This window comes from Lactonifactor sp. BIOML-A5, assembly GCF_009677585.1.
GTDB lineage: Bacteria > Bacillota > Clostridia > Lachnospirales > Lachnospiraceae > Lactonifactor.
The window spans coordinates 39,248-52,280 of the sequence record NZ_WKYV01000019.1; the positions used below are offsets into that span (position 1 = coordinate 39,248).

A 13,033-nucleotide genomic window follows, 5' to 3' on the forward strand; every position below is an offset into this window, starting at 1 on the left:
CGGCACTCTTGTTCTATTTTTGTTCCAGCATCCAGAGATGCCGGTCTCTTCGGAAAATCAGGCAGGTTCCTGTTCCCAGGATCCCAAGAAGCAGAAATAAAACTGCTGCACCAGACCCTTTCCCGCTGCCAAAGAGAAGGTGAAGAATGTGTCCCTGGCACAGACCTTCCATGAGGGGTTCAAACACCTTATCCACCAGCAGCCCTCCCAGAAGATATCCTACCGGTATGGTAAAAAACTGGAGGGTATTTCGTACAGAATACACCCGTCCCTGCATCTCTAAAGGGATGTGGGATCGGAAGAGCACATCCATATTGGCACTCATCACAGGAATAAACAGCCATCCCAGAACTGCCCCGGTGCACCATACGGGAAGGTTCTGTCCAAAAGCCAGAAGAAAGTTTTCTGTGCTCATGGAAAAGAGAAGGGAATTGCAGATCGCCCTTACCCGGCTTTTGGGAGCCGGACAGAGGGAGACGGCTGCACTTCCCGCCAGATTGGCCAGGCCTGTGCAGGCATTTACAAGACCCAATGCAGTGCGGCCGCCGCCTTCCCTTGATAACAGCATAGCGGGCAGAGCGGCGTTATACATAGAGGCCGTCAGATTAATTGCAGCCAGGAATACTATCATATCCAGGATTCCCCGGTTTTTTTTGAGGTATCCGATCCCCTCCCGGGCAGAGCTCAGGATGGAGGCCTTCCCCGCGGCAATACTTCCGGGAACCGGAGGAATCCGGATAAGGAAAGCCAGAGTTAGAAAGGCAATTCCAAAGGTAATAAAGTCAATCACTATTACAGCGGTTAAGCTGTAAAGAGAGAGAATTGCCGTGGCGATCACAGGTGTCAGGACTGTAACCAGGGAATTAGAGAAGGAACGCATGCCCCCTACCCTCTGGTACTGCTCTTTGGGTGTCAGAAGACTGACTGCCACATCTGAGGCCGGCTGCTGAAGTGTATTCATAAGCCCGTTAAAGGCGTTAAGGACATACAGATGCCAGATTTCAAGATGACCCGTCCGCAGCAGGAGGAACACTGCCAGGGTGCTTGCCGCAGCAAGACTGTCACACAGCAGCATGGTATGTTTTTTGTTCCACTTGTCACTCAAAGCCCCGGCAAATATACTTAGCACAACATAGGGGGCATAGGTACAGACGGACAGGAGGGCTGTTGTCAGTGCAGACCCTTTTGCCTGGTAAGACCATATGACCAAGGCATAGCTTGTCATACCGCTTCCAAGGGAAGAAAGTGCCTGGGTAGACCAGAGAAGAAGAAAGGAATGCAATCCCTGAAACATGTATTTAATTTTATTCATAATGACTTTGCTCCTTATAATTACTATAATTTATAATACAAAGTGCAAAGTCCAAAACGGACGAATAGATTTAACTCGTCTCCATGCAAATCCGTCCGCTGTTCAGACTTTGCATGGAGGGCAAACAATACAGAGCTTCATTTTCCGGAATCCTCCCTTCGGTTATCTTTCTATAAAGTTACCATGGAAAACACCATTTGTCCAAGGATTTTTGTGCAGACCATTGACAGGGTACCATATAGGACAGGTATAATAGAGAGGCAGAGATAAAAACACAGCCCGGTAGGTAGTCCGGGCGCAGCGGCGGATATTCATAAAAGCGCTGTCAGTAACCTTCCTCCTTAGGTCGTCCGTTCTTTGCCGTGATTTTTTATATTTAAGGAGGACTTATCATGGACAAAGTATCGGTAACCTTGGAGGTTTTTTTTGAAGATCCCTTCTGGGTAGGGATTGTGGAAAGAGTAACAGACGGCATGCTGGATGCAGCGAAGGTTACATTCGGGCCGGAGCCAAAAGAATGGCAGGTATGGGACTTTTTTCTGAAAAACTACGGGAAGCTGCGATTTAGTCCGGCTGTCGCGGCCTGTGTAAAGGAAAAGAGCGCAAACCCCAAGCGTAAGCAGCGGGAGGCAAAAAAGCAGCTGGAACATGCGGGGATGGGAACCAGGTCCCAGCAGGCCTTGAAATTACAGCAGGAGCAGTCGAAGACCGAGCGCAGAGTTCGGAGCAGACTGCAAAGGGAAGAAGAACAGCAGCGCAGATTTGAGCTGCGGCAGCAGAAGAAAAGAGAAAAGCATAGAGGCAGATAGTACTGCCTCTTTTGCTGTTAAGGGGGAAAAAGTGGAGACATTTATTCGGTTAGAGAAAGCAGCAAAAGAATACGGCAAAAGCAGGATTCTGGAAGATATAAACCTGGATATCAGAAGCGGTGAGGCTGTAGTGTTCACAGGCACCAATGGAGTCGGGAAAAGTACGATTCTGAAAATGATCGGCGGATTGATCGCGCCGTCAGGGGGAAAGATACATAGGAAAAAAGGACTGCTGTACCATATGGTACCGGAACGATTTCCAAAGTCTAATCTGACTGCACGGCAGTATATCTGTGCAGTGGGAAAAATTGAGGGCCTAAGGAGAGAGGAGATCCAGAAAAAAAGTGCGGATCTTTTTGAACGGTTTCACATGAGCGGGATGGAAGATAAACCCATGAAACTGCTGTCTAAGGGTACGCTTCAGAAAGTCGGGGTTATCCAGGCGGTTCTGAAAAGACCGGATATTCTGCTGTTGGATGAACCGTTGTCCGGACAGGATGCGGCATCCCAGGCTGTATTTGTGGAGCTGGTCAATGCTCTGAAGAGGGAGGGGACTGCCCTGATCATTTCCTGTCATGAGGAATTTTTGGTGAACGCTGTGGGGGATACAGTGTGCAGGATAGAGGGAGGAAAGATGCATACAGTCCGGTTAGAACGCGGGAAGCAGAAGAGGAAGGCTCTAATTACCTTTGAAGCCCCTGGGGACAGGACTGCGCCTGAACTGCCTGTGACAGGGGAAGCAATACCGGGGGGACTGCGTTTTATTTCTTCCTATGAAAGCAGCAATGAGGTGGTGGCGAAGATGATACGGGAAGGGTTTCGCTTGGAGGATTTTACTCTTGTGGGGGAAGAACCGGTTCTGGCAGGGGAGAGAGAGGGAAACGGAGGAACTCTCCAGGAGCTTGAGCTGCGGGAGAACGAAATGGAAAAGCAAAGAGGCTCTGTATGGGGAATGCTCTCCTATGAATTTCGGACGTATTTTAAGACCAACAGATTTGCCATGCCTTTTTTAGTTCTGATGGTATTTCTTTTCAGCTTATATTCTTCCATGCCTGTGGGTGTGACAGACAGCTTTACCATCTCCTGTAATCTTTTGTTTTTACTGATGACGTGGGCAGGGTTATCATACAATGAAATGCAGCAAGCGGCAGAAGAACAGATGATGATACTGCGTCTTCAAAGTGAAACGATATATTATTTCGGTCAAAGCCTGTTTCTCTGCCTTCTGGGGGGAATATTCACGTTGGTTTCTCTCTTGATCCCCCTGGTGTTGGATGCAGTAAACGGCGGCCAACTGTTTTCAATGGGAATTCTGCTTCAGGACGCAGCAGGAGGTTTACTGTTCATGTGGGCGGGAGCGTTTCTGGGGAGTTCTCTTGGGACCTTGCTGCACCCCAGAGTGATGAAAGACAGAAAAGCAGCTGTAGTGCTTACCGTGCTGATTGCTGTCTTAGCCATAGGTAAGACAGCAATCCTGCAGGATGCATCCTGGGTGGGATGGGTTTTATATCTTTTGCCTCCTATCTCAGATGTTACAGGAGTCTTTGCCGGGACTTTGCATTTTACCTTGAAAGATACCGCCTTTGCCGCGGGAATGTGCATCCTGTACGGAGGTATCTTGACAGCGGTGAGAATCTGGGGCCTGGAAAAGAGGAAATTTTAGCAGTCCTGCATGGAGAGAAGAATTTCCTTCATCGCTATAGCCGCGATGCTTAAGGGGCGTTCTCTGTCTTGTATCAGACAGATATGCCTGGCAGGGGGCTCGCAGTATAGGGGAATGTGGAAAATTTCCTTGTGCGCAAGGGCCTCATCTGCCAGATCCAGGGGCAGAAAACCTATTCCAAGATCATTTTTTATCATAAGAAGCACCTGATCTGTAGTTGCAGCTTCCATATCCGGCTCAAGGGGCAGATGTTCCTCCATAAAGTATTGGTTGTAGAATTCATAGGTTTTGCTTTTAGCATCCATGCAAATAAAAGAGTGTTCCTTCAGATCTCTTAAATGCCATGTTTGAGCTGCAAGATATGCGTAGCCCGGACCACCTGCAAGAATTTCCTGAAAGGCCTTCAGGGGAGTTTCCTCAAGAGGCTTTGATACTCCAGTGGGAGTTGTGACTACTGAAAAATCCACCAGACCGCTTTGCAGGGCGGCTATGGCCTGAGGCGTGGTATGATTGGAGATACGGATTCGTATTCCAGGGTGCCTGCTGTGAAATTCTCTCAGTTTTTTCAGCAGCAGTCCATGGAGGGCGATCTCACTGGCGCCTATGGTCACCAGACCGCTGTGGAGAGACTTACTTTTCAGAAGTTCCTCCTCTCCTGCCAGGAGCTGGGTGACAGCTGCCGCAACACGGGGATATAACTGTTCTCCCTCCGGGGTCAGAGTGACGCCCCGGCTGGAGCGTATAAAAAGGCGGCATCCCAGCTGGTGCTCCAGATTATGAATGGAGCGGGTAACATTGGGCTGATTATTCATCAGTATATTGGCTGCCTTAGTAAAGCTTTTGTATTTGGCTACATAATAAAAAATCCGGTAATACTCGTAGGAAATATTCATATTGCCTCCTGTATTATATAAAAATGATATAGATGTTATCTGAAATATACATTTTACATCTGGTTGGAGAAAAGTATAATATGATAGAAAAAGAAAAGCAAGAGACAGTTGCTGAGATGACAAAGGCAGGAAGGCTCCGGGAGAAGGGCAGTTCCTGCCGGTTTTATGTATATGATGGCAGCTTCTCGATAAGGAAAGGAGAAAAGGAATATGGTGAAGATTAAAGCAAGGAGCCAGATGTCAGAGTCTCTTCTGCTGGCGGTGTTCTTAACTCTGGCGGGAGGGTTTCAGGATGCCTATTCTTATAACTGCAGAGGAGAAGTCTTTGCAAATGCCCAGACGGGTAATATTGTACTTCTGGGACAGAATCTGGCCCAGGGCAGCTGGCAGGAAGCCCTGCATTATATCCTTCCCCTGGGGGCGTTTATCTCTGGTGTCTATGTGACGGAGTGGGTCCACCACTTGTTTAAGGAATATCAGCGCCTTCACTGGCGGCAGATGGTTCTTTGCACGGAAGCAATCCTTCTGGCCGTTGTGGGGCTGCTTCCTCAGTCTGCGAACATGTTAGCCAACGGTCTGATGTCTTTTGCCTGTGCTATGCAGGTAAACAGCTTCCGCAAATTCAGAGGTATCCCATGCGCCACAACAATGTGCATCGGAAATATGAGAAGTGCCACAGAGATGCTTTGCAGGTACCATATAACAAAGGACAGAGAGCTGAGAAGGAGATGTATGCACTACTACTTTGTGATTCTGGTGTTTGCATTGGGGGCAGCTGCGGGCGCTCTTATGAGTTTGTGGCTGGGGGAACGCGCTATCTGGATGGCAGGAGGACTTTTATTGGGGGGATTTTTGATAATGTTTGTGAGAGAAGGGGAGAGGTAACGGTGAGAGAAATCCCGCGGAGGAGCCTAGGAGGGCATTCCTGCAAAAAAAACAGGAGATCATAGAAAAGGCCGCCGCTGCGGGATAGGGGTAGATACTGTGGATGTGGAAGCGGCAACCAGGAGAAAAATTGCAGTCTGCAATGTTCCGGATCACTGTATCTATGAGGTTGCAAGTCATGCGTTTGCCTTCATAATGTGTCTGAAACGCCAGCTGTGGCCTTTTGTAAAGAGGGCCCGTGAGGGTGGCTATGCCCAGGGAACACAGATTCGGTGTACCAGAATCCGCGGTGAGGTAATGGGTATGAAGGTTCTTGTTTACGATCTCTTTGTAACAGAGAGCGGCAGGGCAGAGATACAGATGACCGACAATCTGGGATGCTTGCAGGAGAGGGCAGACGTTTCTGAAAACACTGTAAAATTAACCTGGGAAGCACAGAGGTATGGAATTATTTACCTCTGTGCTTCCTTTTTCAAATAACCATTTGACGATTGGAAATTCTGTACTATAATAGAATTATATTAAGAAATTCTTAAGGGCGTTGGTACTTACTTAACAAGACACAAGTGCATATGAAGGAGACACAAATGATTAAGAAATTTGCAGTGGTGTTGGCTGCTATTTTATGCTGCAATATTCTGGGCTGCGGCAGCCGGGAAGAGGGGGAGAAAGGGACTGCAGCGACTGCGGCAGAGGACAGTGGGGTGAACACAGAACAAAAAGATGAGATAACCATTCAGGGTAACCGAAGCAGTGCGTCGGTTATTCCGGATCCCGTCTGGAACACAGTAGATTACAGCGGGTATTTTCAGGGAGTGCAGGGATGTGCGGTGGTATTTGACTCCAAAGAAGACGAATATCAGGTCTACAATGAGGACATGTGTTACACGCAGTTTTCCCCCTGTTCAACATTTAAGATCGTATCCACTCTGATTGGATTGGAAACGGGTATTCTCACAGGGCCGGATTCTACTATGGGATACGACAATACTAATTATCCGGTAAAAGCGTGGAATAAAGATCTGACTCTGAAAGAGGCATTCCAAAGCTCCTGCATCTGGTATTTCAGAAAGGTTCTGGATCAGGCAGGGGCGGATGAGGTTCAGCGCCAGCTGAATGAACTGGTGTATGGAAACTGTGATATCTCCCAGTGGGAGGGGAGCGGTGTCAACCCGCAGCCTCAGCTGAATGGATTCTGGCTGGAGTCCTCGCTGCTGATATCGCCTATGGAGCAGGTTAATATGATGTCAGATATTATGGAGGGACGGTCAGAGTATGTCTCCGGGGAAACGGAGATTCTGAAGGAGTTGATGTTCGTCCAGGAGACAGATGGGCATAAAATATACGGAAAGACAGGAAGCGGAAATGCAGGAGACGGCTGGTTTGTAGGCTTTCAGGAATATCAGGGTAAGTATTATTATTTTGCATTTTATGTGCGGGATGAGAATGCCGGGGGCGACGGGGATAAAGCAGAGGAAATTGGAATAAATGTTCTAACAGAGAACCAGCAGACACAGTAAATTTTCCCCAATCATTTGACAAATGCTTTTATGTGAAACAATGGGCAAAATGATGATGCAAGCTCGGACAAAGGGGTCTGATAGAGAGCCCTTTTGGCCGGGCTTTTTTGGAGGTAAGTATATGAGATGTGTACCGGCAGGGGATTGTGCTATTATGGCAGAATTTCCACAGGAGATTAGCACCCGGACAAATGACAGGGTTCATGGGCTGGCCAGGGAGATCGTAAGCCGGCAGATCCCGGGAATTACAGAATTGGTGCCAGCATTCTGTTCCCTGATGATTTATTATCAGCCTCAGGTGATTTCTTATGGGGAACTGAAAAAGAGGATTGAGGAGCTGGAGGAAGGGGAAGTGGGAACGTTCGGCAAAAAAAAGAGGATTCTGAAGATTCCCTGCTGCTATGGGGCACGCTTTGGCTGTGATCTTGCAGACATGGAGCAGTATATGAAGCTCACCAGGGATGAGATTATTGCCATTCACAGCTCTGTGGATTATAAAATCTATATGCTGGGATTTCTGCCGGGGTTTGTCTATCTGGGAGGACTGGACAAAAGGCTGGAGATGCCCAGGCTTAAGATACCCCGGATTAAGATTCAGCCGGGAGCTGTTGGAATAGGAGGAAATCAGACTGGTGTCTACCCCCTGGCATCCCCGGGGGGATGGCGGCTCCTGGGAGGCACGCCCGTGGACTTTTATAATCCGGACCGGGAGGAGCCGGTTCTGTGCAGCGCCGGAGAATATATCCGTTTTATTCCCATAACGATAGATGACTACTACGATATCCGCCGGATGATCCAAAAGGGGAGCTATAAGGTGGTGACTGAGGAAGAGGAGGGAGAGCGCTTATGCCAGTAAAGATTCTTATCCCGGGGCCGCTGACGACGGTCCAGGACGGAGGGCGGTACGGCCGTCAGAGTGCAGGAATCCCCCCAGCGGGGGCCATGGATCAGGAAGCCTGGGAGACTGGAAATTATCTGGTGGGCAACGAACAGGGGGAGGCAGGCCTTGAATTCACCCTGTGGGGAGGGCGTACACAGTTCACAGAGGATACCGTATTTGCCCTGACAGGGGCAGACATGTGCCCCAGGCTGGACGGTCAGAGGGTTGCTATGAATGTGCCCCATCTGGCACCGGGAGGAGCTGTGCTGCATATGGATATGGCAAAGGCGGGATGCCGTACATATCTGGCTGCAGCAGGCGGTATTGAGGTACCTGCTGTCATGGGGAGCCGCTCTACCTATCTAAAATGCAGTATGGGAGGATATAAGGGCCGTGCGCTGAAGGCAGGAGACATTCTGGAAGTAGGAACAGTCCGAAAAAATTTTGAAGAAGTAAAAAACAGGAAGATCCGGCAGCGGATGTTTCCCCGGGAGATCGTACTTCGTGCGGTAGAGGGGCCTCAGGCGCTTTACTTTACGGATAAGGGGAAACGGACGTTTTATGACAGCGCATATACCATATCGGGGGAAAGTGACCGAATGGGGTACCGGCTGAGCGGCCAGGCCGTTGAGAGCAAAAACGGAACAGACATTATCTCGGATCCTATCCCCCTGGGCGCAGTCCAGGTCCCTGCACAGGGCCAGCCGATTGTCCTGCTGGCAGATCGCCAGACAACCGGAGGCTATGCCAAGATTGCGGTGGTGTGTTCTTTTGACATACCCAGGATTGCCCAGGGAAGGCCGGGAGATCTGGTGAGATTTCTTCCGGTTTCCATCGAAGAGGCACAGATGCTGTTAAAACAGTATCGCAAAGAGTTAGACCTTATGATGAAAAAATAGAAGGGCGGGAAATGTAATGTATCAGATAGACTTGAATTGTGATTTGGGAGAGAGCTTTGGAAATTATCGCTGCGGTCTGGATGAGGAAGTGATTCCCTATATCTCATCGGCTAATGTCGCATGCGGCTTTCATGCCTCAGATCCCTCAGTTATGGCTAAGACAGCAGCTTTGGCCAGGAAGTATGGGGTAAACGTGGGAGCACATCCAGGTTTCCCGGATCTGATGGGATTCGGCAGAAGAAATATGATGGTGTCCCGGGAAGAAGCGAAGACTATGGTCCAGTATCAGATAGGAGCCCTAAGTGCTTTCTGCAGGGTCCAGGGAATTCCAATGACACATGTAAAGCCCCACGGGGCCTTGTATAATATGGCGGGTAAGGATGCCTCCCTGGCAGAGGCTATATGCACCGGGATTATGGAAGTGGACAGCAGACTCATTCTCCTGGGACAGGGAGGGAGTGAGATGGAGCGGGCGGCGGCGGCCGCAGGTCTGACATTTGCCAGAGAAGTGTTTGCGGATCGTGCCTATGAGGAAGATGGAACGCTGGTACCGAGAACTAAGCCGGGGGCTGTAATTGCAGATGAAGAGGAGGCTGTTCGAAGGGTACTGTCAATGGTGAAGCATGGAAAGACAGAGGCCGTATCCGGAAAGGAGATACCGGTGAAAGCGGATTCCATATGCGTTCATGGAGACGGGGAGAAGGCCCTGGCGTTTGTAAAAAAAATCAGAATGGAACTGGAAAGGGAGGGGATTCAGATTGTTCCCCTTGGCTCCACAGCAGGCTGACAGAAAGATAGAAAAGGAGATCCTTGAGGATCTCCGCAGAGCAGACGGGTGTGACGCCTGATCAGTCAGACGGCAGGGAGGAGTATATATTTTTTACTGTGCGAAGGACAAAGTGGGTTTTTGTCTGGCGGATTCCGCCTAGGTCATTGACCCACCGGTGTACTTTCTCCAGCTCCTCAGAAGAACGGCAGGATATCTTCAGGAGAAAATCGAATTCCCCGGTGAGATAATAGCAGGAAATAATCTTCGGGTTCCCCGCAACCCCTTCCATGAAGGATTCATTATATCTGGGATGGTCCAGACTTACTTCCATGAGTGCTGTCACACCATTGCCCACCTTGCTGTCGTCTGTGATGGCAGTATAAGAAGTGATAATTCCCATATCCTCCATCCGGTGAATCCGGTCAATAACTGTAGAAATCGATAAATGTACTTCTTTACTGATATCAGAGGCCTTCTGCCTGGCATTGGCCTTTAGCATCTCTAAAATTTTATAATCCAGTTCATCCATAAGAAGCCCATCCTTTCCAACGAGATCTGCCATAACTGCAGGTTTTATCTATTTTAGTATAACATCTGCAGCACCAGAAATCCATAAGAAATATACCCCTGTAAAAAGGCCGGAACCAGACTTGCGCTTGGGGATGAAATAGCTGCGGCTGAATTTTGGGACCGGGATTTTCAACGCCCAATAGAAAAAGTAAGGCTGTAAATCATAAATTTCCTTGCACCTCAGGACGATTCACTCTATAATAGTAATTCGCAGGTAAAGATAAGGCAGAGAGGTCTGTCTTATCTTTTGTGCGCATGTGGAAAAAAGGAGTAGAGCATATGCAGGGATATCAGCTAAAGATAATAATTAAGAACAGCAAGCCGCCTATCTGGAGAAGGACGGCAGTTCCCGGGGACATCACCTTTGGGCAGCTGCACCGTGTGATACAGGCAGTGTACGGCTGGAAGGACAGTAAACCTTATATATTTGAGATTCCTCAGAAAAAGATAAAAATAGGTCCGGCAGAGGACCAGGCAATTGCCCCCTGGCTTCAGAACCATAAATGGATCCGCTATACATATGGTTCGGAGAACCCGTGGGAACACAGAGTGGAAATAGAAAAGGAAGTAGATGATGCCTGGGGATATCCCAGGGTGGAAAAGTATAAAGGGGCAAACCTGCCGGAAGACTGCGGGGGGATTGCTGGGTACTATGAACTGCAGGAAAAGGGAATGGCAGGGGAAGAGGAGTATTCCCTGGAGACGATAAATCAGTACCTGGCCGAACACCTGGATTTTCATAAGAACAGCGGGACTTCTGAGGATACTGGTGAGTATACCATGGAGCGGTGGCTGATGGAAGCTCATCCTGAGGAACTGGAAGAGCTTGCAGAATTGAATCATCTGGCATCTTATAAAAACCTGACAAAGGAAGAATTGACAGTACGGCTGAAAGAGCTTTTGCTTAACGAGGCCCATATGTCCCAGCTTCTGCTCTATGCAGGAGCAGACGAGTACAGAGTATTCCTGGAGCTTACGGCAGGCGGCCGCGGGGGACGGGCGGATTTGAATTTTGTATACCGCTCACGCCTTCTTAGAAGCTGCTGCATTCTTACAAGGGATACTACTCTGGTGGTGCCTGAGGAGGTGAAGGCTCTCTGCCGGAAGATTATCACTCCGGAATTTGAGGCGGAACATGAAGAGATAGAAACTTTGAGAAAATACTGCAGCAGTGCCTGCTATCTGTATGGGGTAACTCCTGTTTCTCTTCTGACAAAATTATACAATCAATATGAAGGAACCCGGCTTACGGAAGAAATAATGGAAAACCGGTGCAGGGAACTGATGAATAACGGGGGGCCGGTCACAGTAATCAATGATTCTATTGTGGCAAATGAACTGCTGGAGCAGGATGCCTACCGGATGCTTTTGCTGCTTCAGGGAACAAAACCCTACTATATCCCACCGGTTCGGGGACTCTTCCTGCAGTACGGCGTACTCTACGGGGAAGCCCCGGATCAAAACGGACTGGAACTTATCCGGTATGTGAGGGAGGATCTGGATGCCGGACAGGCCCAGGCAAACAGCTATTTTTACGAAGCCCAGGCACTGATACATAAAAATTATGAAATGGAAGATCTCATTGCAGCGGCCGCCAAGTATAATATTACCCCCGGCACAAAGGAACAGCTGGCTGGTCTGTCAGAAAGACTCCGCAGTGTCTGGAACCATACCAGGCGTCTGGGGGATCGGGGATACACCCCTCTGGAACTGGAGATACTTCAGAAAAAAGCAGGGCTTTCGTCCGGAGCCGGCAAGCCGGGGCCGGTACAGAAGTGCCAGAAAATCTATCCCAACGACCCATGCCCCTGCGGGAGCGGCAGGAAATATAAAAAGTGCTGCGGCAGGTAGCTGCCACTATTATATTTTATATTTGAAAAATCTTGTCTTTTTCCTTATAATAGAGAAGTTAGGACTAAGTAATATAGAAAGTTGGAAGAGCCATGAGCCATTCAAGTACACAGCCCTTTGTAAAATGGGCAGGGGGGAAAAGACAATTATTAGAGAAATTAAGATCACGGATGCCGTCTGCCTGCAAAAAGTACTACGAACCATTTGTAGGAGGAGGGGCGCTGCTCTTTGACAGCAAGCCGGAACAGGCATTTATCAATGACATCAACCGTGAACTGATGCATACCTACGAGGCGATCCGGGACTCCAGGGATGAATTCATCAGCCGGATGGAAGAGATGGATCGTGTCACCTGTACCAAGGAGTTTTATTACAAGACCAGAGGACGCTACAATGAAAAGCTTTCCGGCGGTGAGTATGATGTAGAGATGGCAGTACTGTTTGTGTATCTGAATAAGCACTGCTTTAATGGGCTGTACCGGGTGAATGCAAAGGGGTTGTTTAACGTACCCTGGAATCAGAAGATATCGGGCAAATCCATTGATATAGAAAATATAAAAGCGGTTTCTTATTATCTGCAGAACGTGACCATTACTTGTCAGGATTTTGAGACAGCACTGGAAGGGGCAGGGGCTCAGGATTTTATTTATCTGGACAGTCCCTATGCGCCGCTGAATCCCACCTCGTTTGAAGCGTATACCAAGGAAGGATTTACGATTGAAGAGCACAGGCGTCTGGCGGAAGTCTTCCGCAGACTCACGGAAAAAGGCTGTTACTGTATGCTGACCAATCACAATACGGAGTTAATTCATGAATTATACGACGGTTTTTCCATGGAAGAGATCGATGTGAGGAGGGCTATTAATTCCAATGCCAGCAAACGGGTAGGCAAGGAATTGATTATACGTAATTATCGGTAAAGCAGACAGGGAGCAAATAACGATTCACCGGGCAGGCTTGGACGTGTCCGGACAGAGAAGGA

Annotated in this window: 14 protein-coding genes; 11 read left to right on the plus strand and 3 right to left on the minus strand. The window is 48.8% G+C overall.

Annotated elements, in window-relative coordinates; genetic code table 11:
• Positions 1-13: 13 nt before the first annotated feature.
• Positions 14-1,312, minus strand: coding sequence for an MFS transporter (locus GKG41_RS15060; protein ID WP_154260063.1), 1,299 nt, complete (start codon positions 1,310-1,312; stop codon positions 14-16).
• Positions 1,313-1,704: 392 nt separating this feature from the next.
• Between GKG41_RS15060 and GKG41_RS15065 the strand changes: the two genes are divergently transcribed.
• Positions 1,705-2,121: a YjdF family protein gene (locus tag GKG41_RS15065; RefSeq protein ID WP_154260066.1), complete on the plus strand. Its 417-nt coding sequence runs from the start codon at positions 1,705-1,707 to the stop codon at positions 2,119-2,121.
• Positions 2,122-2,152: 31 nt separating this feature from the next.
• Positions 2,153-3,784 carry an ABC transporter ATP-binding protein gene (locus GKG41_RS15070; protein WP_173015614.1) on the plus strand — a complete coding sequence of 544 codons (1,632 nt, stop codon included), beginning with the start codon at positions 2,153-2,155 and terminating at the stop codon, positions 3,782-3,784.
• Here GKG41_RS15070 and GKG41_RS15075 read toward each other — a convergent pair.
• Positions 3,781-4,677: a LysR family transcriptional regulator gene (locus GKG41_RS15075; protein ID WP_154260071.1), complete on the minus strand. Its 897-nt coding sequence runs from the start codon at positions 4,675-4,677 to the stop codon at positions 3,781-3,783. The genes GKG41_RS15070 and GKG41_RS15075 overlap by 4 nt on opposite strands.
• Before the next feature lie 80 nt (positions 4,678-4,757).
• On the opposite strand from GKG41_RS15075, the gene GKG41_RS15080 reads away from it, so the two are divergent.
• From GKG41_RS15080 to GKG41_RS15110, 7 genes are all read left to right on the plus strand, one after another.
• Positions 4,758-4,901 (plus strand): hypothetical protein, encoded by a 144-nt coding sequence (locus tag GKG41_RS15080; RefSeq protein ID WP_154260073.1) that lies wholly within the window; start codon positions 4,758-4,760, stop codon positions 4,899-4,901.
• Positions 4,888-5,562, plus strand: coding sequence for a YoaK family protein (locus GKG41_RS15085; protein ID WP_154260076.1), 675 nt, complete (start codon positions 4,888-4,890; stop codon positions 5,560-5,562). Before GKG41_RS15080 ends, GKG41_RS15085 begins: the two co-directional genes overlap by 14 nt.
• An 84-nt stretch (positions 5,563-5,646) precedes the next feature.
• Complete coding sequence (locus GKG41_RS15090; protein ID WP_256281929.1) at positions 5,647-6,042, plus strand: hypothetical protein; 396 nt, start codon at positions 5,647-5,649, stop codon at positions 6,040-6,042.
• A gap of 107 nt (positions 6,043-6,149) precedes the next feature.
• Positions 6,150-7,082 (plus strand): class D beta-lactamase, encoded by a 933-nt coding sequence (locus tag GKG41_RS15095; protein WP_173015615.1) that lies wholly within the window; start codon positions 6,150-6,152, stop codon positions 7,080-7,082.
• A gap of 121 nt (positions 7,083-7,203) precedes the next feature.
• On the plus strand, positions 7,204-7,938 hold the full coding sequence (pxpB, locus tag GKG41_RS15100; protein WP_173015616.1) for a 5-oxoprolinase subunit PxpB: 735 nt from the start codon (positions 7,204-7,206) through the stop codon (positions 7,936-7,938).
• A complete protein-coding gene (locus tag GKG41_RS15105; RefSeq protein ID WP_154260091.1) occupies positions 7,929-8,861 on the plus strand; it encodes a biotin-dependent carboxyltransferase family protein in 933 nt (310 codons plus the stop codon). The genes pxpB and GKG41_RS15105 overlap by 10 nt, the downstream gene beginning before the upstream one ends.
• A 16-nt stretch (positions 8,862-8,877) precedes the next feature.
• Positions 8,878-9,648, plus strand: coding sequence for a 5-oxoprolinase subunit PxpA (locus GKG41_RS15110; RefSeq protein WP_154260094.1), 771 nt, complete (start codon positions 8,878-8,880; stop codon positions 9,646-9,648).
• Between the two features lie 61 nt (positions 9,649-9,709).
• On the opposite strand, the gene GKG41_RS15115 is transcribed toward GKG41_RS15110, so the two are convergent.
• A complete protein-coding gene (locus tag GKG41_RS15115; RefSeq protein WP_154260096.1) occupies positions 9,710-10,159 on the minus strand; it encodes an Lrp/AsnC family transcriptional regulator in 450 nt (149 codons plus the stop codon).
• Between the two features lie 320 nt (positions 10,160-10,479).
• On the opposite strand from GKG41_RS15115, the gene GKG41_RS15120 reads away from it, so the two are divergent.
• Entirely contained in the window at positions 10,480-12,051 is a 1,572-nt protein-coding gene (locus GKG41_RS15120) for an SEC-C metal-binding domain-containing protein (protein ID WP_173015617.1), read from the plus strand.
• A 92-nt stretch (positions 12,052-12,143) separates the two neighbouring features.
• Positions 12,144-12,971 (plus strand): DNA adenine methylase, encoded by an 828-nt coding sequence (locus GKG41_RS15125; protein WP_154260101.1) that lies wholly within the window; start codon positions 12,144-12,146, stop codon positions 12,969-12,971.
• Positions 12,972-13,033 lie beyond the last annotated feature (62 nt).